This is a genomic window from Gallibacterium genomosp. 2 (genome assembly GCF_000771895.1).
Classification (GTDB): Bacteria; Pseudomonadota; Gammaproteobacteria; order Enterobacterales; family Pasteurellaceae; genus Gallibacterium.
Map to the genome: position 1 here is coordinate 28699 of NZ_JPXY01000047.1, position 22523 is coordinate 51221.

Genomic DNA, 22523 nt, shown 5'->3' on the forward strand with positions numbered 1-22523 from the left:
TAGTACAAGGTTTTAATTATGGTTATCCCTTATTTAGCAAGTCATCAGCAAATTGATCCTCTAGTTAAGCAGTACTTAGAACAACTTCAATATCAAGGTTTTAGTGGCGATATCGCTTATCACTATGCTGATCGGCTCTCTCTGGCGACAGATAATAGCGTTTATCAGCAACTACCTCAAGCACTGCTCTTTCCTAAAGATATTTCAGACATTGTTCGCTTGACTAAACTTGCACAACGCGATCAATTTAAAACCTTAAAATTCACACCACGAGGTGGAGGTACCGGCACTAACGGACAATCATTAAACAGCACCATCATCGTTGATCTTTCTCGTCATATGACTCAGATTCTAGAACTCAATGTGAAAGAACGTTGGGTGCGTGTACAAGCAGGCGTAATTAAGGATCAACTGAATCGTTTTTTAAAACCACACGGACTTTTCTTTTCACCAGAACTTTCAACCAGTAATCGAGCCACTCTTGGTGGAATGATTAATACCGATGCTTCAGGGCAGGGTTCATTACAATACGGCAAAACATCAGATCACGTTTTAAGTTTGCGTTCAGTGCTAATTAATGGGGATATTTTAGATACGGAAAGCATTGATTGCGACCAATTTGAAGATAACATTGCGGCTGCAAATCTTTCTGCCACTGGAAAGCAAATTCACCAACAGGTTGCACAACTATGTCGCCAATATCGTCCACAAATTCTTTCTGATTTACCACAACTTAACCGTTTTATCACCGGTTATGATTTAAAACACGTCTTTAATGATGACCTATCTAAATTTAATTTAAGCCGAATTCTGACCGGCTCAGAGGGCTCACTCGCTTTTGTTTGTGAAGCCAAACTCAATTTACTGCCGATTCCTCAATATCGCACTTTGATCAATATTAAATATCGCTCCTTTGATGCAGCATTAAGGCACGCTCCGGCAATGGTTGCGGCAAAAGCGCTTTCGGTGGAAACAGTTGACTCAAAAGTCTTGAACTTAGCAAAACAGGATATTATTTGGCATTCCGTTTCTGAATTATTAAAAGAAGAAGACAATGCGCCGATCCTAGGCTTAAATATTGTTGAATATGCCGGCAACAATGAGCATTACCAGCAACAACAAGTACAACAATTATGTCAACGCTTGGATCAGGCTATCGCTACGCAACAAAATGATGTTATCGGCTATCAAGTTTGCAGTGATTTAGCCTCGATTGAAAAAATTTATGCGATGCGTAAAAAAGCAGTTGGATTATTAGGCAATGCTAAAGGGCGTGCCAAACCAATCCCATTTGTTGAAGATACTTGCGTGCCACCGGAAAATCTTGCCGATTACATCACTGAATTCAGAGCCCTTTTAGATAAACATCATCTTGAATACGGTATGTTCGGTCACGTCGATGCCGGCGTTTTACACGTTCGCCCTGCGCTCGATCTCTGTGACAGCGAACAGGTCAAATTATTTAAATCCATTTCTGACCAAGTTGCCGATCTTACTCAAAAATATGGTGGTTTAATTTGGGGGGAACACGGCAAAGGCGTGCGTGGAGAATATAGCCGTAAATTCTTCGGTGAACAACTTTGGCAGGTGTTACAACAGGTAAAAACATTATTTGATCCAGACAACCGCTTGAACCCAGGAAAAATTTGTAAACCGTTAAATTCAGATACTAAAATGTTTGAGGTTCTCTCTCCAATGCGTGCCGATTATGATCGCCAAATTCCGGTTGAAGTTAAAGATCAATTCCGAGGCGCAGTGAATTGTAACGGTAATGGACTTTGCTTTAATTTTGATGTTGACAGCGTAATGTGTCCATCAATGAAGATTAGCCAAAATCGTGTTTTCTCACCAAAAGGTCGTGCCGCATTAGTGAGAGAATGGTTGCGATTGCTAGCTCAAGCCGGGGTTTCCGCCGATCAACTCAATTTTGAGAAGAGTGAAATTAAATTAGCCGATTTTATTGCGAAAATTCGTCATCGTTTCAGTAAAGATCATCAGGATGATTTTTCTCACGAAGTCAAAGCGGCAATGGACACTTGTTTGTCCTGCAAAGCTTGTGCCAGCCAATGTCCGATTAAAATTGATGTGCCGGAATTTAAAGCGAAATTTCTACATCTCTATCATCAACGTTATATGCGTCCGCTTAAAGATTATGTGGTCGCAAATGTTGAAACTATCGCACCATTAATGGCGAAAGCACCGACCTTTTTTAATGCTGTTACAGCGCATCCGTTCAGTCAACGTATCGCACGTAAAATGATTGGAATGGTTGATTTGCCGCAGCTTTCTGTGCCGTCATTACAACAACAGTTGGTTGAAATCCATTACACCGATCGCTCATTGGAGCAACTAGAACAGCTATCACAAAAACAACGTGAAAAAATGGTATTTATCGTTCAAGATCCGTTTACCTCTTTTTATGATGCCAAAGTAGTGGCGGATTTTGTGCGTTTAAGTAAAAAATTAGGTTTTGAAGCGGTCGTCTTGCCGTTCCGCCCTAACGGTAAAGCACAACACGTTAAAGGTTTTTTAACACGATTCAGTAAAACTGCACGTAAACAGTCGGAAATGCTTAATCGCGTGGCAAAATTAGGTGTGCCGTTGGTCGGGGTTGATGCTGCTGTTGTACTTTCTTATCGTGATGAATATAAGCAAATCTTAGGGGAAAAACGCGGCAATTTTGCGGTGTTGACTTCTCAAGAATGGCTTTCACAAATTATTGATCAATTAGAAATTCATTCAGATGATCGCGCCGAAAAACCAACGTGGTACCTTTTCCCACATTGCACCGAGAGCAGTTTATCGCCGAACAGTAGCAAACAGTGGCAGACAATTTTTGCTAAATTTGGTGAAAAACTGGAAATTGTACAAGTGGGCTGTTGCGGTATGGCAGGAACTTACGGGCACGAAACCGTTCACGAACAGACCTCCAAAGAGATTTATCAGCTATCGTGGGCGAAAAAAATTCAGGATAAAGCGTGGCAATATTGTCTGGTTCCAGGCTATTCTTGCCGCAGCCAAGTGAAACGTATTGAACATCAAATAACAAAACACCCATTACAAGGATTGTTGGAGATTTTAAATTAATGGCTATTTGGAAAAAATCCTTTTCATTGCACGATTTAAATCGGATTAATCAGAATACTGCTGTCAGTCAGCTTGGTATTGAGTTTACGGCTCAAGGCGATAATTGGTTGGAAGCCTCATTAACAGTGGATCAACGCCATTGTCAACCGATGGGTTTACTGCATGGCGGTATTTCCGCCGTGTTAGCGGAAACTGTCGGTTCTTTAGCCGGATTTTGTGCTTGTGATGAAGATAAAGCAGTAGTCGGTGTAGAGATTAATGCCAGCCATTTAAGAGCAACGCGGATGGGCGAGCGTATTACTGCGCGAGCTGTACCATTACGCATTGGAAGAACATTACAAGTTTGGCAAATTGATATTGCCAATTCACAGAAAACTCTTTGTTGTCAAAGTCGTTTAACTCTTTCTGTGATAAATCGTGACAAGAGGTAATATGCAAGCAGATAAGAGAAAAACAGGTGTACTGTTGGTCAATTTAGGTACGCCTGATGCGCCGACTATACCGGCAGTAAAACGCTACTTACGCCAGTTTTTAACTGATCCTCGTGTTATTGACCTGCCTCGTTGGCAATGGCTGCCGCTATTGAATCTCATCATTCTGCCAAAACGTGCACCTCGAGTTGCCAAACTTTATCAACAAATTTGGCAAACAGCAGGTTCACCGCTGTTGGCAATCAGCCGTCGCCAACAGTCAGCCTTACAACAGCGCTTTCAGAACGAAAATCAAAATGTTGTAGTGGAATTGGCAATGACTTATGGCAATCCTTCCATCAGTGCCGCATTGCAACGGCTCTATCAACAACAGGTGGAACATATTATTTTGTTGCCGCTCTATCCACAATACAGCAGCACCACAACGGCTTCGGTTTTAGATGCGTTTCATCAAGCATTGCGAAAACAACGGCATATTCTGCCATTTGAGATAATTTTTTCTTATCACGATCATCCAAATTACATTGCTGCGCTAAGTCAGTCGATTCAACCTTATTTGCAACCTGATGTTCACTTATTGTTCTCATTTCACGGCATTCCGCAACGTTATCAGCAGTTAGGTGATTATTATGCCGAGCATTGCCAACAAACTGTCGATAAAGTGGTAGCTAATTTGGCTTTAAATGCAAATCAGTGGACGATGAGTTACCAATCACGTTTCGGCAAAGAACCTTGGTTACAACCCTATACCGATGAAACCCTAACCAAATTGGCTCGGCAAGGTGTTGAAAAAATTGCGGTTATTTGTCCCGGTTTTGCTGTTGATTGCTTGGAAACATTAGAAGAAATTGCAGTGGAAAATCGCGATATTTTTCTAGCTGCCGGCGGTAAACAATACCAATATATTCCGGCATTAAATGACAGTGAACAGCAGATTGAGTTGTTCTATCAACTGATCAAAGCAAAATTACAGTAATTTTCTACAAATTCTCGACAAAAAAAGAGTTGGCAAAAAACCAACTCTTTTTATCTTTTATGCAAATTAGGCAATTATTTTAAGCTGCCGACCATATCTTCCGGACGTACCCACTCATCAAACTGTTCTGCGGTAAGGAAGCCGAGATTAATCGCTTCTTCACGCAATGTTGTACCGTTTTTATGTGCAGTTTTAGCAATTTTCGCGGCTTTTTCATAACCGATATGTGTATTTAACGCAGTCACCAACATCAATGAATTTTCTAACTGCATCTTAATGCGTGGATAGTTTGGCTCAATGCCTACCGCACAGTGTTCATCAAATGAAATACAAGCGTCTGCTAATAATTGCGCAGATTGCAAGAAATTAAACGCCATAACCGGTTTAAATACGTTTAATTGGAAATGACCTTGTGAACCTGCAAATGAAATAGTAGTGTCGTTGCCCAATACTTGTGTACAAACCATTGTCATTGCTTCGCATTGTGTTGGATTAACTTTACCCGGCATAATAGAAGAACCAGGCTCGTTTTCCGGAATCAAAATTTCCCCAATACCCGAACGTGGGCCAGAAGCTAATAGACGAATATCATTAGCAATTTTGAAAAGTGACATTGCTAACTGTTTTAACGCACCGTGAGTTTCAACAATCGCATCGTGAGTTGCCAACGCTTCAAATTTATTTTCTGCGGTTACAAATGGTAAGCCGGTAAATTTCGCAATATATTCTGCTACTTTAACATCATAACCTTTCGGTGTATTTAAGCCGGTACCAACCGCTGTACCACCTAATGCTAATTGGCTAAGGTGAGGCAATGTATTTTTTAATGCTTTTAAGCCGAAACTAAGTTGAGCCGCATAAGCAGAGAACTCTTGACCTAATGTTAATGGTGTCGCATCCATTAAGTGCGTACGACCGATTTTAACAACATTCGCAAATTTAGCTGATTTTTCAGCAAAGGTTTTTTGTAGGCGTTCAACTGCCGGAATAGTGGTTTCAACAACTTTTTTGTAAGCCGCAATGTGCATTGCTGTTGGATAAGTATCATTTGAAGATTGTGATTTATTCACATCATCATTCGGGTGAATAATGCTCTTTTCACCTAATTTGCCACCGTTTAGCACGTGTGCACGATTAGCAACCACTTCGTTCACATTCATATTAGATTGTGTACCGGAACCGGTTTGCCAAATAACAAGTGGGAACTGATCATCTAATTTGTTGGCAAGAATTTCATCACACGCTTGGGCAATTAAATCTCTTTTTTCTAATGGCAATACACCTAAATCATAGTTGGCATATGCAGCCGCTTTTTTCAAATAACCGAAAGCTTCTATAATTTCGTGAGGCATTGAAGCAGCCGGCCCGATTTTGAAGTTGTTGCGTGAACGTTCGGTTTGTGCCGCCCAATATTTATCCGCCGGTACTTTTACTTCGCCCATCGTATCGTGTTCAATTCTAAATTCCATAATGTTTACCTCTAAATGATAAATAATAAATGTTAAAAAATTGGTCTAATTTTAACACCCAAGAGGTATAAATTGAATTTATCTATTAATCAAAATTTTCGTTTTATGACACAGATCATAAAATTTAATGCATCACCTACTCCAAATGAGTGTTTTTTCTACATTTATCAGTATGATAAAAACTATCTCAACAATAGACGTTTAGACTTTTTACTTTCTAGATGTTTAGACGGCTAAAATTTCTTGACAACCACTCTCTCGATCGCTAATTTATTCACACTCTTATAATAATAATTCGCTGTTTTAGGAATTGATATGTCGGCACAACAACTTACTTTATTCACTGATGCTCCCCTTGCGCTTACTTTAGGCGGATCACTACAGAATATTACAGTTTGTTATCAAACTTACGGTAAGTTAAACGCTCAAAAAAATAATGCGGTTTTGATCTGCCACGCCTTGACGGGTGATGCGGAACCCTATTTTGAAGATGAAAAACGAAAAGGCTGGTGGCAAGAATTTATTGGTTCCGGTCGTGCTTTAGATACTGACAAATATTTCTTTATTTGTTCCAACGTTTTAGGCGGCTGTAAAGGGACTACCGGCCCGATGAGCATCAATCCGGCAACACATTTGCCCTATGGCGGTGATTTCCCACAAATTACGGTACAAGATATTGTTCAACTACAAAAAGCATTGCTCGATCAACTGCAGATTACTCACTTGCACGCCGTGATTGGTGGTTCCTTTGGCGGAATGCAAGCCACACAATGGGCAATTAATTATCCTGACTTTATGGATTATGTGATCAACCTCTGTTCTTCCCTTTATATGAGTGCCGAAGCCATCGGTTTTAATCACGTAATGCGCCAAGCAATTATTCAAGATCCGAATTACAATCAGGGTCATTATTATCAGGGCAAACACCCTGATCAAGGTTTATCCACTGCAAGAATGTTGGGAATGCTCACCTATCGCACCCATACACAATTGACGAAAGCGTTCGGCAGAGCCATAAAACAGAAAAATGATCTGCTCGGCGATTATTTCCAAGTGGAATCCTATCTAAGTTATCAGGGGAAAAAATTTCTCGGACGTTTCGATGCTAATAGTTATATCCAATTAACACGTGCTTTGGATCTCTATGATCCCTCTATCGGTTATGAGAATATCTCCGTCGCATTATCGCGGATTAAAGCGCAATATACACTGATCGCCGTAACGACCGACCAACTCTTCAAGCTGTTTGATTTACAGAAAAGTCGGCAATTATTACAAAACGCCGGTGTTAATCTGCATTATGATGAAATTGGGTCTGATTTTGGACACGATGCTTTTTTGGTGGACTATGAATTTTTTGCACCAAGAATTCGTCGCGGATTAGGAGAAATCGTGGAATAACACGATCTTCCCCTAAATTTGGCAAATGCTATCTCTTTGTTACTCTTCCAAGACCACTTTAGCAATATAGCCCAACTGACGATATTGTTGAGCATAATCAATACCATAACCAACAACAAATTCATCAGGAATACTAAAGCCAATCCAATCGACAGGCACTTCCACTTCACGGCGTGACGGTTTATCCAGCAAGGTGCAAATATGCAATGATTTAGGTTCTCTTAAGGATAAAATCTGTCTTACTTTATCTAAGGTATAACCGGTATCAATGATATCTTCGACAATCAAAACATCTTTTCCTCTAATTTCCCCTTCCAAATCTTTCACGATTTTGACATCGTGATTAGTGGTCATACCACTGCCATAACTGGATGCGACCATAAAATCCACTTCTAACGATACATCAATTGTGCGAACAAGGTCCGCCATAAACATAAATGAACCCCGTAACAAACCTACTACATAAATGCCTTGACTCCTATTATGCTGATAATAACGGCTTATTTCTTTGCCGAGTTCTTCTATTCTTGATGTCACATTTTGCTTTGTAATTAATGTTTCTAAGTGGTGTTTTTTCATTCGACTATAACTCCCTAGTAGATACTTTTGTGGTGATAATATACTCAATTTACAAAAATTAAAAAATCTTCCTAGAAAATTTTCCAATTTATGTAGCATACATATTGCATAAATACGATTATTACAATAATATTACTCGCGCTTATTAATAACCTTACACACTGAAATAAAAGTGATGAAACACTTAATCATCTATACACATCCTAACGAAAACAGCTTCAATCACGCTATTTTAGAGGAAGTGATCCAAACTTCCAAAGAAATGGGAATGGATGTTGTTGTTCGCGATCTCTATCAACTTAAATTTAATCCTATTCTAACATGGAACGAGTTTGAACAGATTAATAAAGGAAATATTCCTGTTGATATAAAATTGGAACAACAATTTATTGATGAAGCGGATCTTATTACCCTCATTTATCCACTTTGGTGGATGGGCTTCCCGGCTATGTTAAAAGGGTATCTTGATCGTGTTTTTAGTCACGGATTTGCATATAAAACAGATGACAACGGCAGTGAAGGGTTATTAAATGATAAAAAAATGTTACAATTTGTAACATTTGGGAATAACATATACAAATATCAGCAAAAGGGATTTATGCAGGCATTTGATCACACACTGGTGAACGGTCTTTTCAATTATTGTGGTATTACGGATATTCATTCTCATTTTTTCGGCGACATTCATATTATTGATGATAAATTACGCAAACAAATCTTAGAAAATGTAAAAAAAGTGTTGTACAAACAAAAATAGACATATATTTTAATACAACATCTTTATAACTTTTGTTACAAATACTTATTGCTAGGTATTTATATTGCTTTACATAATTTATTATCATTAATTGTAAATTATTTGGCAACTTTAAATAAACTTGATCAAAATATAGTTTGACAAGTTATTATTGCAAGGTTTATTGTTTTACTCTATATTATTGCCCGAGGTAACTTATGATGAATAAATTGTTATCTGATACTGATAGTGTATTAAAAATGTACGCGGAAGATTTTCCTAATATGCCATTAGATCAAGTCGTTCTTGTACGTTTATTATTCAATGTGAATAGTAATTATCTTGAACATCGCAACCATTTCCTTAAAGAAGTGGGACTAAATCATACGCTTTTTGAAGCGTTGATCGTAACTTATTTGCAACCTAACCACGAAATTCAACCTTCACATCTTAGTGAAATCTTAGGTTCATCACGCACTAATGCAACTCGCATTTCCGATGAACTTGTCGATAAAGGGTTAATTGATCGTATTAGCGTGCCGGAAGATAGACGCTGTTTCAGTTTACGTATTAATGAGAAAGGCTTGAAATTCTTGCAAGATATTTTACCTCATCAATGGGAATTAATGGGTTCTATCTTCAGTGTACTCACTGACAAAGAGAATCAAACTCTGCGTAAATTATTGCTTAAACTATCAAAACGTTTAGATGAATATCATCCTCATAGAACGTAGTTTTTACTTTAAGGTTTTTATATGTCAGAGATGTCCGAACAAGAAAAAAAGAATACTGTTCGTAATAACATTAGAAGGAAACGTCTAGTTTCCTTCTTTATTTTATTACTTATAATTTCCGTTGCCTGTTTTCTCTACTGGTTATTTTTTGTTAAAGATTTTACTGAAACTGATGATGCCTATGTGGCGGGTAATATCATTCAAGTTTCATCTCAAGTTTCCGGCAGTGTTGCCAAAGTAAATTTTGAAAGCACTGATTTAGTCAATAAAGGTGATGTTTTAGTTGAGCTTGATAATAGTGATGCTAAATTAGCACTTTCTCAAGCTAAACATACTTTAGCTGATACCGTCCGTAAAACAACCCAACTCACTTTTACTGAGAAACAATTGACCTCTCTACTTGCCGCCAAACAGATTGCATTAAAACAAGCCGAGCAAGATCTTTCTCGTCGTCAAGGTTTGAATAAAACCGGTGCAGTATCCAAAGAAGATTATCAACACGCAGTTGATGCGGTAACAATAGCGAAAAGCGATTTGAATGCGACATATGAACAGTTAAATGCCACTAAAGCCTTATTGCTAAATACACCTATTGCCGAACAACCTGCCGTGATTCAAGCAGCTGACAATGTTCGTCAAGCGTGGTTAAATTTACAGCGCACTAAAGTAATCAGCCCGGCTACTGGTTATATTGCTAAACGCAGTGTACAGGTGGGTGAAAGTATTAAAGCAGGTTCGCCATTGCTTGCCGTAGTGCCACTTAATCAGATCTGGTTAGATGCCAACTTTAAAGAAACCCAATTAAAAAATATCCGAATAGGTCAGCCGGTTAATATCATTTTTGATTTATATGGTGATGACATTGAATTTGACGGTACAGTAACTGGTATTGATGCTGGAACAGGTAGTGCTTTTTCACTTTTGCCGGCACAAAATGCAACCGGAAACTGGATTAAAGTAGTTCAACGTCTGCCAGTCAGAATCACCCTTAATCCGGAACAGATCCAGAAATATCCATTACGCATAGGACTCTCAGCAACAGCAGAAGTCAATACTTCAAATCAAGATGGAGAGGTGCTACCGAGTAAGGTTCGTAATCAACCTCTTTATCAAACTGATACTGTACATTATGATTTAGCGCCGATTGATCAAGAAATTATGGAAATTATCCAACAGAATAGTCATTAATTGGGAGTGTCAGAATGAATCAAACACCAATTAAAGGCGGTGCATTAGTTATGATGACATTAGGGCTTGCGTTGGCTACTTTTATGCAAGTCCTTGATTCAACTATCGCTAATGTTGCTATTCCTACTATCGCTGGCGATCTGGGAGCTTCAAGTACACAGGGAACTTGGGTAATCACCTCTTTTGGTGTTGCAAATGCAATTGCAATTCCTATTACCGGTTGGCTAGCTCGGCGTTTCGGTGAAGTAAAACTATTTTTGGTTTCAGTGCTGATCTTTGTTATTGCCTCTTGGTTATGCGGTATTTCACATTCACTGAATATGTTGATTGCTTGCCGTATTATTCAAGGTTTAGCTGCTGGTCCAATTGTACCATTATCACAAAGTTTATTACTCAATAACTATCCTCCACAGCGTCGTGCAATGGCATTAGCTTTCTGGTCTATGACTGTGGTGGTTGCACCGATTTGCGGTCCGATTTTAGGCGGCTGGCTAAGCGATAACTTCCATTGGGGTTGGATCTTTTTTATCAATATTCCAGTTGGAATTTTAGTTATTTTATTCACACAAATTACATTAAGAGATCGTGAAACTAAAACCTACAAGCAACCGATTGACAGTATCGGTTTAATTCTGCTTATTTTCGGTGTAGGAGCCTTACAATTAATGTTGGATCGTGGACGTGAAGAAGATTGGTTCAATTCAACTGAAATTGTTGTATTAGCAATTATTGCTGCCATTGGTTTAATCACCTTAATCATTTGGGAATTGGGTGAAAAACATCCTATTGTTGATATTGCGCTGTTTCAGAAACGCAATTTCACTGTCGGTTGCCTTTGTACCTCTCTAGCATTCCTAATTTATTTAGGTTCTGTTGTTTTAATTCCGCTGTTATTACAGCAGGTATATGGTTATACAGCAACGTGGGCAGGTCTTGCGACTGCACCAATTGGCTTATTTCCGCTGTTACTCTCCCCCATTATCGGACGTTTCGGACATAAAGTGGATATGCGTTTATTGGTTACTGTCAGTTTCTTCGTTTATGCATTGACATTCCACTGGCGTGCAGTCACTTTTGAACCTGATATGGATTTTGCTGCAGTAGCTCTTCCTCAATTTATACAAGGGATAGCTGTTGCCTGTTTCTTTATGCCTTTAACTACCATTACCCTTTCAGGATTAAAACCTGAAGAAACAGCCTCTGCTTCAAGTTTATTCAACTTTTTACGTACCTTAGCTGGTTCAGTCGGGACATCCTTAACCACGTTTATGTGGTATAATCGCGAGGCTCTACATCATGGTGAAATGGTGGAAAATATTACGCCGTACAATCCAGCATCTCAGCAATATTTCCAAGCAATGGCAGAAAAAGGCTTGAATGAAACACAAACAGCCGCTTCTCTTGCTAATCAAATCACACAACAAGGGCTAATTATTGGTGCAAACGAAATATTCTATGTTTCAGCTATTGCATTTATGTTGCTTTTTGTCATTATTTGGTTAGCAAAACCACCTTTCGGTACAAAACATTAACCATAATAAACGGTGTGTCACCTAATTCCGCCACACCGTTTTTTGATGATAATAAGCAACATACCTATCAACATTTTTAATCAAGCTATTGGCGAAGTTATTGAAAATTTTACCGCCGGAGAAAAAACGAATATTAATAGCTTAGAAGTCCATTATTGCCGCTTAGAGCGTCTTTGCACTGAGCATTATTTGGATAATATTTGTCCTGAAAGTTTAGCATTACAATGGATCTACTTGCCAATGAATGCCTTGCCAGGTAAAGAATATTCGATAATTTTTACAGCAAAATCAGCAATCTGACGATCTCTATTATTTAGCAATCATTGATAAAGGAAGAAATCGCAATACGGCTTGATTTTCAATGCTGCCACAGAAGTAGTTACAAATGAAGCCGAAGTTTGGGCGCTGGATGGCTGAATAAAATTTTGATGATGATGGAAAACAGAAAACCTCTTTGAATGACTAAAAAAGATGGGATTTTCCCATCTTTTTCAACACCTTGTTATTATTTTTCGGCAATAATCACCGCACGTTTCGGTGCCGGATAACCTTCAATTGTTTTACTATGATCAGACGCATCAAGAAAATCAATTAAACTTTCATTTTCCAGCCATTCCGTTTTCCGTTGCTCCTGCAACGAAGTTACCGCTACATCAACACAACGTGCATTTTTAAAACCAGTTTTATTCAACCAATTTAACAGTGCCTCCACCGATGGAATAAAATAGACATTTTTCATTTTTGCATAACGATCCCCCGGAACAAGCACACTATTCTTATCACCATCAACAACTAGGGTTTCCAGCACTAACTCACCTCCTTTCCGCAATTGTGCTTTCAATTGAGAAAGATGATCCAATGGTGATTTACGGTGATAAAGTACCCCCATTGAAAATACGGTATCAAATACATTTAACGGTTGCATCTGCTCGATTCCTAACGGAATCAAATGTGCGCGGCGATCATTATTCAGCAACTTTCTTACTGCTTCAAACTGGCACAGAAATAGCTCCGTTGGATCTATACCAACAACAAGATTAGCACCTTCACCCACCATTCTCCACATATGATAACCACTACCACACCCGACATCCAAAACCAAACGATCTTTTAATGGTGAAATATGCGGTAAAAGACGATTCCATTTAAAATCGGAACGCCATTCACAATCAATATATACTCCATAAAGATGAAAAGGACCTTTGCGCCACGGCATTAACTGTTTTAAATGATAAATCATTCGTTGCCGTTCACCTTCGGATAATGGTATGTCCAATTCCACAGATACACTATGTTGCAACTCAATCCGAGCAGATTTTCGTTCCGGCAAAAATTCAATTACTTTGACCCACTTCTCATACTCGCCGTGAGTATTTGATTGCCATTGTTTTAATTGTGCTGGCAAGGTCTCCAACCAAGCAGACAACTCACTTGTCGCTATCTGCCGGTAAAAAGGACGGAAATCAATCATAAACAGATAAAATATTCCTTAACGAATCACTTCTAAGCCATTCATATAAGGTCGTAGCACTTCCGGCACTATAATAGAGCCGTCAGCTTGTTGATAATTTTCCAAAACAGCAACTAATGTACGTCCAACAGCCAAACCTGAACCATTCAATGTATGAACTAAACGAGGTTTCTTCTCACCCTTAACACGATAACGTGCTGACATACGACGAGCTTGGAAATCCCACATATTTGAACAAGATGAAATTTCACGATAAGTATTTTGTGCTGGCACCCATACTTCCAAATCATAAGTTTTGCAAGAGCCGAAGCCCATATCACCAGTACAAAGCAATACTTTACGATAAGGTAATCCTAGTAACTGCAACACTTTTTCAGCGTGTCCAGTCAATTCTTCCAATGCATCCATTGATTTTTCAGGCTCTACAATCTGAACTAATTCTACTTTATCAAATTGATGCATACGAATTAAACCACGAGTATCACGTCCATAAGAACCAGCTTCGGAACGGAAACAAGGTGTATGGGCTGTCATTTTAAGTGGTAAATCTTCCACATCAATAATTTCTCCACGAACAGTATTGGTAACTGGCACTTCTGCTGTCGGAATTAATGCATAAGGCTGTTCGCCTTCCAATGGTTTGGTATGGAATAGGTCTTCACCGAATTTAGGCAATTGACCTGTACCGTAAAGTGTTTCGTGATTAACTAAATAAGGCACATACATTTCCAAATAACCGTGCTGTTCAGTATGCAAATCCAACATAAATTGTGTCAATGCACGATGCAAACGTGCTATTTTACCTTTTAACACAACAAATCTTGCACCTGTCAATTTTACAGCTGTCGGAAAATCGATACCGCCACTTAATTCACCTAAATCTACGTGATCACGAATTGGGAAATCATACTGCTTAGGCTCTCCCCAACGAGAAACCTCTAGATTTTCACTATCATCTTTGCCTAACGGCACTTCCTCTGCCGGAATATTCGGAATCGACAATGCAATTTGGCGCAACTCTTCCAACACGTGATCCAATGCGATTTTAGCCTGATCTAATTCAGTTCCCATATTATCCATTTCGGCTAATAGCGGTTGAATATCTTCACCTCTAGCTTTAGCCGCACCGACTGCTTTAGAGCGAGAGTTACGTTCAGCTTGTAAAGTTTCAGTTTTCACTTGTAATTGTTTGCGCTGTTCTTCTAACTGCTCAATTTTTTGAACATCTAAAACAAAATTTCGTTTTGTTAATAATTTTTCAGCAGTTGCTGCCAAATCATTACGCAATAAATTCGGATCAATCATTCTCTTTTCCTTTTTGCTTTTAAATCTAATGACTAAGAATATGCTTATTTTAACACGGAAACTCACTGTTCCCGTTTGAAATTTTTAAATAATTTTCCTAATTTTGTGCTGCAATTTTTGCAATGAGTTCCGCTACAAAATCCAAACGTTGTTGACTGTCATCAAAATTTTTCACAAATTTAAATTTGTGAGGACCATCAAAACGATAAACTTTCGGTGCTTGTTGAATTAGTTTTAAGAAAACCATTGGGTCAAGCTGAGTATTAGCACTGAACTCAATAAAACCGCCTGTTGCCATCGTTTCTATTTTTTGAATACCCAACGGTTTTGCCTGTAAGCGCAATGATGCAATTTCAAATAAATTTTTAGTCGCATTCGGTAATAAGCCAAAACGGTCTATCAATTCCACTTTAAGCTCGGAAAGTTCTTCTTCTGTTTTCGCACCGGCAATTCTTTTGTAGAAGGATAAACGCAAATTCACATCACCGAGATAATCTTCGGGTAATAATGCCGGAATGCGTAGATCAATCTCAACCTGAGACTGTGTTAATTCATCTAATGACGGCTCTTTACCCTGTTTTAGAGCTTGCATCGCATTTTCCAGCATCTCCATATACAGTGAAAAACCGATAGTTTCAATCTGTCCACTCTGTTCATCTCCCAATAATTCTCCAGCTCCCCGAATCTCCAGATCGTGAGTTGCCAGAACAAAACCAGCACCTAAATTATCTAAACTACTCAAAGCTTCCAACCGTTTTTGTGCATCTTTCGTCATCAATTTTGCCGGCGGAGCCAATAAATAAGCATACGCTTGATGATGCGAACGCCCAACACGTCCACGTAACTGATGTAGTTGCGCCAATCCGAAATGATCGGCACGTTCAATGATAATGGTATTGGCACTTGGAATATCGATACCCGTTTCAATAATGGTAGTACAAACTAAAACATTAAAGCGTTGATGATAAAAATCTGTCATTACTCGTTCTAGTTCACGCTCTCTCATTTGCCCGTGTCCAATACCTATTCTCGCTTCAGGAACCAATTCTGCCAGTTTTTCCGCACAATTTTGAATGGTAGCAACATCATTATGCAGATAATAAACCTGCCCACCACGTAAAATTTCACGCAAAATTGCTTCACGCACCACGCGCTTATCCTGTTCCCGCACAAAGGTTTTAATCACCAAACGACGTGCCGGCGGTGTTGAAATAATCGATAAATCACGAATACCGTTCATCGCCATATTTAAAGTACGTGGAATCGGTGTTGCCGTCAGCGTCAAAATATCAATATTACTGCGGAGCTGTTTAATTTTTTCTTTTTGTCTGACACCGAATCTATGCTCCTCATCAATAATCAGCAATCCTAAATCGAGGAAATTAACATCACCCTGTAACAATTTATGCGTGCCAATTAAAATATCAATTTTTCCTTCTTCAACAAGAGTTAATACATTTTTTTGCTCTTTTGATGTCTTAAAACGTGATAAAACTTCCACATTTACCGGTAAATTAGCAAAACGATCACGAAAATTATCATAATGTTGTTGCGCCAATAAAGTGGTTGGTACCAACACTGCTACCTGTTTATGATTCATTACTGCTAAAAAAGCAGCACGCATCGCCACTTCCGTTTTTCCAAAACCTACATCACCACAAACCAACCGATCCATCGGCTTCGCCTGACACATATCGCCAATTACTGCATTAATTGCCATCTGCTGATCATAGGTTTCCTCAAAAGGAAACGTATCAGCAAATTGTTGGAATTCCTCACGATCATATTTAAAAGCAAATCCCGGTCGAGATTCACGTTTCGCATACACATCTAACAACTCCGCCGCCACATCACGCACTTTTTCTGCTGCTTTTTGACGAGATCTCGCCCACGTATCACTACCCAATTTATGCAAAGGCGCATTTTCTTCTCCACCGCCAACATAACGACTGATTAAATGCAACGAAGAAACCGGCACATATAATTTTGCTTCATCGGCATAACGCAATACCAGATATTCCGCTACCATTCCACCGGCATCTAATGTTGTTAAACCGTCATAACGACCGACACCGTGCTCCAAATGTACCACTGGCTGTCCGATTTTTAATTCTGCCAAATTACGAATTAAAGCGTCTGGATTGACGTTTTTTTGTTGTTGTCGATGACGAGTCTGAACTTTCTCTCCTAAAAGATCCGTTTCACAAATAAAAGCAAATTTCTGCTCTGCTATAAAACCACGATCCATTGCACCAATCATTAAATTGAATCGCTGCTGTGGTATTTGCGCTAATGATGTAATTGAAATCGGATTGATTTTCAGCGGTTTCAATAAAGAGAGCAACGTTTCCCGCCGTCCTTCACTCTCTACAGAAAAGATGATCGATTGTTCAAATTGCTCAATAAAACTTCTTAGCTGTTTCAACGGTTCCTTTTGCTGCGAATGAACAGTTAATTCAGGCAATGCATTAATTGCCAAATTTTGATTGCTCGCTTTTTCCGGTAAACACTGCTCCGATAAAGTTAAGCGTGGATAATCTTTTAAATACTGATTGATATATTCCATTCTAAGCCACAGTTCATTCGGTGCTAATAACGGACGCATCGGATCAACTTTTTGGCTTTCATAACGTGATTCTGCATCACTAAAGAAGAGTTCACCGTTATTTTGAATTTTTTCATCCGTAATAAACAGTGTATTGATTGGAATATAATCAAAGAAAGTTGCCATCTTCTCAAAAAAGAGTGGCTGCCAATATTCAATTCCAGCAAATAATGTTCCTTTACTGATTTGTTGATAAATATGTTCCGGATCGCGACGAATTTCACCGAATTTTTCACGAAAATTAGTACGGAAAAACTCAATTCCTTTTTCATCAATAGGAAATTCGTGTGCCGGTAACAGATCAATCTGTGGAATTTCAGCTATTGTACGTTGTGTATCAACATCAAAGGTACGAATACTGTCAATTTCATCATCAAAAAAATCCAAACGATACGGTAAAACACTTCCCATTGGATAAAGATCAAGCAGTGTGCCTCGCACTGCAAATTCTCCGTGTTCAAATACTTGATCAACGGCTCGATAACCAGCTTTAATCAATTGAGATTTAAGCTGTTCAAGTTGGCAAGTTTGTCCTTTTTTAATTAAAAAAACATTTTGTGCTAAATAACTTGGTGGACAAACACGCTGCATTAAGGTATTGATCGGCAAAATGACAACACCTTTCTGTTGCTGTTGCAACTGAAATAATGTACTTAATCTGGTTGAGATAATTTCTTGGTGTGGTGAAAAATTATCATAAGGCAAAGTTTCCCAATCAGAAAAAATTTGTGCTGTTAGTGAAAACTGTTGTAGCGCCTGCACTAAATGATTAGCTTGCCGCATATCCGCCGTTACCACTACCACCAATCCTTGATACTGTGTTGCAATCTCTGTAATCGCCAATACTCGACTATCGGCAATCATATTACCTAAAACCTTGTGATCTTTTGCTTTTTTCGGAATATTGATATCAAAAATCTGCATAATTACTCTTGATTAAAAGTGATACGCCAACAATTATGAATTTGCGGATTACGCTGGAAATCCAACGGCAATGTTTTTTCTGAAATATTTTCTGCCTTTAGTCCCAAAATAGCTAAGCCGTCAAAATCCATCTTAAAGCCACGTTTATTATTAGAGAAAATAATCGTACCCTGTTTGCGCAATAATTTACTCAATTTCGCCAACAACATTAGGTGATCCCGTTGCACATCCCAACTGTTTTCCATTCGTTTCGAATTAGAAAATGTCGGCGGATCGACAAAAATTAAATCATACTGCCCTATCGCTTTGTCTAGCCATTGCAAACAATCCGCTTGAATCAATTTGTGTTGTCTACCTTTGATCTCATTCAAAATAAAATTTTGTTCTGCCCAATTGAGATAAGTATTTGACATATCAACAGTTGTACTAGATTTAGCCCCACCTAAAATAGCGTGTACTGAACAAGAACCAGTATAAGCAAATAAATTCAAGAAATCTTTTCCTTTTGCCATCTCACCAACCATCTTGCGTGTTAAACGGTGATCTAAAAACAACCCTGTATCCAGATAGTCAGTTAAATTCACCCACAATTTAGCGCCATATTCCTGCACAAAAAAATAATCGCCTTTATTGGCTAATTTTTCATATTGATTGCTGCCTTTTTGCTTTTGACGCACTTTCAACACCAAGTGGTCAGTTGCCACTCCGGTTACTGTCAGAGTTGCCGTTACCGCATCCAACAACCGCTGGCGAGCTTTTTGCGGATCAATATTCTTCGGTGCTGCATACTCTTGAATCACAATATAATCCGCATAACGATCCACCGCTAAATTGTATTCCGGTAAATCCGCATCATATAAACGATAAGCATCTAAACCCTGTTGTTGCGCCCACTTTTCGATTTTCTTGATGTTTTTACTTAAACGATTACTGAAATCGGGTGCAACATTTGCGGATTGATTCACTTCTAGTGTAGAGCGCTGTTCGTGATCACGATCAAGATGAGAAATCAGATAATTTTTTTGCACACAATCCAATGGACCGTTTTTCGCCTTGAACTGACGAGATGAACGCAAACGTAAACAGTCTAATAAACTGACTTCACCGCTAAAAATAGACGCTTTCCAACCGGAAAAATGCTGTTTTAAACGCTGTCCAAACAAAGAATAGAGGGCAATTAAGGTCGGCGTTGTCCCCAAACGCTCTCCATATGGCGGATTACAAATAACCGTACCGATTTCTGTGGTTGGCGCCACTAAATCTGCAACATCTGCTACTTGAAAATCAATAAATTCCGCAACACCGGCATTTTCAGCATTCTGTTTTGCTTTCAGCAATACTTTTTGATCACAATCACGCCCGAAAAAGCTCAATTTAGATTGCGAACGCCCTTGCTCCGCTTGTGCTAACGCCTGCTCTTTTACTCGTTGCCATACGTGTATCTGATGTTTTTTCCAATGACTAAAGCCCCAATGTAAACGATTGAGCTGTGGTGCAATTTGAGCTGCCATCTGTGCTGCTTCAATTAGCAATGTGCCTGAACCGCACATTGGATCAAGTAACGGCGTACCGATCTGCCAACCAGAACGAATAACAATGGCTGCCGCCAATGTTTCTCTTAACGGCGCAGCACCGCTATCACTACGATAACCTCGCAAATGTAACGCCTCACCGCTTAAATCAAGAGAAACCGTCAACTGTTCACGATTTAAATAAGCGTGAATACGAATATCCGGATAATCTTTATCCACTTGTGGTCGCGGTTCACCTTGACGGGTAAAGTAATCGACAATGCCATCTTTGATACGCATTGCCCCATATTGTGTATGTCGAATCGACTGATTAGTGCCATTAAAATCGACGACAAAACTGTCTTGTGCCGAAAAATGTTGTTGCCACGCAAAACTAACGGTAGCCGCATATAAATCGGCATCATCATAAATTTTTGCGGTAAATAATGGATATAAAATTCGAGAACTTAATCGACTCCACAACAATGTGCAATAAAGCGTTTCATCATCCGCCTGATAATGTACGCCACCTTGTGCAATTTTACACTGCGCTGCACCAAGTTGTTCCAACTCATTTTTTAATAATTCTTCAAAACCACGAGCTGTGGTAGCAAATAGCTGATTCATTATTTTTATTTCTATATTTAATTTCTATTTAATAGGGGAGATCTTTAGTTGAGATTATAACAAACTAATCAATTTTCTTTTGTAGCAATTTTTCAATCACTCTTGAAACGGCAAAAAAACCGAATGTGGCGGTAATCATTGTTGCCGCTCCAAAGCCGTTACTACAATTCATCGTAGCTGACGCACTACATTCCGTACCGACTTGTGGGAAAATAAGTGGTTGAGTAGAAAAAACACAATCAATACCGAATTTTCGCTGAGGATTGTCCGTAAATCCATACTGTTTACGCAATAAATAACGCACTTTTGCGGCTAGCGGATCTTGAATAGTTCGGCTTAAATCCTTAATTTGAATTTGACTCGGATCAGTCTGACCACCCGCACCACCAGTAGTTATCACTTTAATTTTCTGGCGTTTACAATAAGCTAACAACGCCGCTTTAACTTTAACACTGTCAATTGCATCAATCACATAATCATAATTATGATTTAAATATCGGTCGATATTCTCTTCCGTTAAAAAATCATCAATAATTTCTACCTCAATTTGCGGATTAATCGATAATGCACGTAATTTCATCACTTCCGTTTTTAGCTGACCAACCGTTTCAGTCAAAGCGTGAATTTGACGATTAATGTTAGTCACGCAAATATCATCCATATCTATCAACGTCAATTTACCGATTCCAGAACGAGCTAATGCTTCCACAGCCCAAGAACCAACACCACCAATCCCGACTACACAAATATGTGCCTGACGTAATCGCTGTAACGCCTGCTCTCCATATAATCTGCCAATGCCGCCGAATCGCTGTTCAAAATTATCTACTCTTGCCATTATTAATTCAATACCCAAACTCGTCCATAATGTTTTAATAATCCGGCAATATGTCCTGCTCTATCACCTATACCTTGATAAAGGTCAAAATGTTGTCCTTTCACCGCTCCACCGACATCCAATGCCACCATTAATCGCAATTGATGTTTTCCAATCCAATTTCCATCGTTATCAATTTCTGGCATTTCCACTAATAATACGCTGCCTGAAGGAATTAAGCTACGATCAGAAGCAACAGAAGCTAACGGCACTAGTGGAATACCGGCAGAGCCTTTAACTTTGCCATTCGGCACATTCTTGAAAAAAACATAAGAGAGATTTCGCTCTAACAATCCTTGCAAACGATTTGGATTGCGTGCTGCCCAATCTTTAATTGCTTGTACCGACATTTTTTCTTTCGGGATTTCGCCATCTTCAACTAACAGACGACCGACACTGGTATAAGGGAAACCATTTTGCCCAGCATAAGCAAAATAGTTAAGATTATTTTCACCGAAATCAATATAACCACTGCCTTGAACACCTAACAAAAAGTTATCTAGCATAGAATCGCTATAAGCCAGCTCCAAGCCTTTCCCTTTTAACGCACCAGCATAAATTTGCGACCGAGAAAAACGTTTATATTTTGGCATTGCATAAATTGGGTGCTGATATTTACCTTGTGGTGAACGACGAGCGTGAATAACTGGTGAATAATACCCTGTCATCAACACGTTTTGATAGCCATCCTGCCCCGCCATCTTTTGAATACCAATACCAAACTGATTAATTTGCGATACATCCGCACCAGCTAAAACCCAATTTGTTACCTTCTCATAAGTAGATTGATATTTTGCACTCAATCGAGGCGATGTACTGGAGATAATGCTTAATTGCGTTAGGAAATCGCCTTGATTAACCACTGCACTTTGATTTTCCACTATCCCAACTGAAGTTAGTGGCATTCGCATAAAAGTTCGGCCTTTATAAACTGCACCTAACTGCTCATAAGATGTTCTATTATTACTTCCAGAAGCGCTATGTTGTTGTGAAGATGAACAACCAACCAAAATTAAAGATACCATAGCAGTTACAGTCAATTTCTTTATATTTTTTATCATTTTTGTTAT

At 38.9% G+C, this 22523-nt stretch carries 17 protein-coding genes; 9 read left to right on the forward strand and 8 right to left on the reverse strand.

The window, feature by feature from the left end; all coding sequences use genetic code 11:
- Positions 1–18: 18 nt before the first annotated feature.
- From ydiJ to hemH, 3 genes are read left to right on the forward strand one after another with little or no spacing between them, the layout of a single operon-like run.
- Positions 19–3087, forward strand: a complete 3069-nt coding sequence (ydiJ, locus tag P375_RS09940; RefSeq protein WP_039136600.1) for a D-2-hydroxyglutarate dehydrogenase YdiJ — start codon at positions 19–21, stop codon at positions 3085–3087.
- Positions 3087–3518, forward strand: coding sequence for a PaaI family thioesterase (locus tag P375_RS09945; RefSeq protein WP_039136602.1), 432 nt, complete (start codon positions 3087–3089; stop codon positions 3516–3518). Before ydiJ ends, P375_RS09945 begins: the two co-directional genes overlap by 1 nt.
- 1 nt (position 3519) lies before the next feature.
- Entirely contained in the window at positions 3520–4494 is a 975-nt protein-coding gene (gene hemH / locus P375_RS09950; protein WP_039136603.1) for a ferrochelatase, read from the forward strand.
- Between the two features lie 74 nt (positions 4495–4568).
- Here the strand turns inward: hemH and fumC are convergent, their stop codons facing one another.
- Positions 4569–5963, reverse strand: coding sequence for a class II fumarate hydratase (fumC, locus tag P375_RS09955; protein WP_039136605.1), 1395 nt, complete (start codon positions 5961–5963; stop codon positions 4569–4571).
- 315 nt (positions 5964–6278) lie between these two features.
- Between fumC and metX the strand changes: the two genes are divergently transcribed.
- Positions 6279–7364 (forward strand): homoserine O-acetyltransferase MetX, encoded by a 1086-nt coding sequence (metX, locus tag P375_RS09960; protein WP_039136607.1) that lies wholly within the window; start codon positions 6279–6281, stop codon positions 7362–7364.
- A gap of 39 nt (positions 7365–7403) precedes the next feature.
- Here metX and hpt read toward each other — a convergent pair whose 3' ends face one another.
- Positions 7404–7943, reverse strand: coding sequence for a hypoxanthine phosphoribosyltransferase (hpt, locus tag P375_RS09965; RefSeq protein WP_039136611.1), 540 nt, complete (start codon positions 7941–7943; stop codon positions 7404–7406).
- Between the two features lie 175 nt (positions 7944–8118).
- Between hpt and P375_RS09970 the strand changes: the two genes are divergently transcribed.
- The 5 genes from P375_RS09970 (at position 8119) to P375_RS09990 (ending at position 12433) form a co-directional block, all read left to right on the forward strand.
- Positions 8119–8700 (forward strand): NAD(P)H-dependent oxidoreductase, encoded by a 582-nt coding sequence (locus P375_RS09970; protein ID WP_039136613.1) that lies wholly within the window; start codon positions 8119–8121, stop codon positions 8698–8700.
- A gap of 197 nt (positions 8701–8897) precedes the next feature.
- The gene (gene mprA / locus P375_RS09975) at positions 8898–9413 is read left to right on the forward strand and encodes a transcriptional repressor MprA (RefSeq protein ID WP_230589110.1); all 516 of its coding nucleotides are present in this window, start codon (positions 8898–8900) and stop codon (positions 9411–9413) included.
- 21 nt (positions 9414–9434) lie between these two features.
- On the forward strand, positions 9435–10601 hold the full coding sequence (locus tag P375_RS09980) for an EmrA/EmrK family multidrug efflux transporter periplasmic adaptor subunit (RefSeq protein WP_039136617.1): 1167 nt from the start codon (positions 9435–9437) through the stop codon (positions 10599–10601).
- Between the two features lie 14 nt (positions 10602–10615).
- Positions 10616–12133, forward strand: coding sequence for a DHA2 family efflux MFS transporter permease subunit (locus P375_RS09985; RefSeq protein WP_039136619.1), 1518 nt, complete (start codon positions 10616–10618; stop codon positions 12131–12133).
- A gap of 45 nt (positions 12134–12178) precedes the next feature.
- The gene (locus tag P375_RS09990) at positions 12179–12433 is read left to right on the forward strand and encodes a hypothetical protein (RefSeq protein WP_234702127.1); all 255 of its coding nucleotides are present in this window, start codon (positions 12179–12181) and stop codon (positions 12431–12433) included.
- A 205-nt stretch (positions 12434–12638) separates the two neighbouring features.
- Here the strand turns inward: P375_RS09990 and cmoB are convergent, their stop codons facing one another.
- The 6 genes from cmoB to mltA form a co-directional block, all read right to left on the reverse strand.
- Positions 12639–13604, reverse strand: a complete 966-nt coding sequence (cmoB, locus tag P375_RS09995; protein ID WP_039136621.1) for a tRNA 5-methoxyuridine(34)/uridine 5-oxyacetic acid(34) synthase CmoB — start codon at positions 13602–13604, stop codon at positions 12639–12641.
- A gap of 18 nt (positions 13605–13622) precedes the next feature.
- Complete coding sequence (serS, locus tag P375_RS10000; protein WP_039136624.1) at positions 13623–14909, reverse strand: serine--tRNA ligase; 1287 nt, start codon at positions 14907–14909, stop codon at positions 13623–13625.
- Between the two features lie 97 nt (positions 14910–15006).
- A complete protein-coding gene (gene mfd / locus P375_RS10005) occupies positions 15007–18438 on the reverse strand; it encodes a transcription-repair coupling factor (RefSeq protein WP_039136626.1) in 3432 nt (1143 codons plus the stop codon).
- A 2-nt stretch (positions 18439–18440) separates the two neighbouring features.
- Positions 18441–20576, reverse strand: a complete 2136-nt coding sequence (gene rlmKL, locus P375_RS10010; RefSeq protein ID WP_039136628.1) for a bifunctional 23S rRNA (guanine(2069)-N(7))-methyltransferase RlmK/23S rRNA (guanine(2445)-N(2))-methyltransferase RlmL — start codon at positions 20574–20576, stop codon at positions 18441–18443.
- Between the two features lie 64 nt (positions 20577–20640).
- A complete protein-coding gene (gene tcdA, locus P375_RS10015) occupies positions 20641–21414 on the reverse strand; it encodes a tRNA cyclic N6-threonylcarbamoyladenosine(37) synthase TcdA (protein WP_039136630.1) in 774 nt (257 codons plus the stop codon).
- 2 nt (positions 21415–21416) lie between these two features.
- Positions 21417–22514 (reverse strand): murein transglycosylase A, encoded by a 1098-nt coding sequence (gene mltA / locus P375_RS10020; RefSeq protein ID WP_039136632.1) that lies wholly within the window; start codon positions 22512–22514, stop codon positions 21417–21419.
- Positions 22515–22523 lie beyond the last annotated feature (9 nt).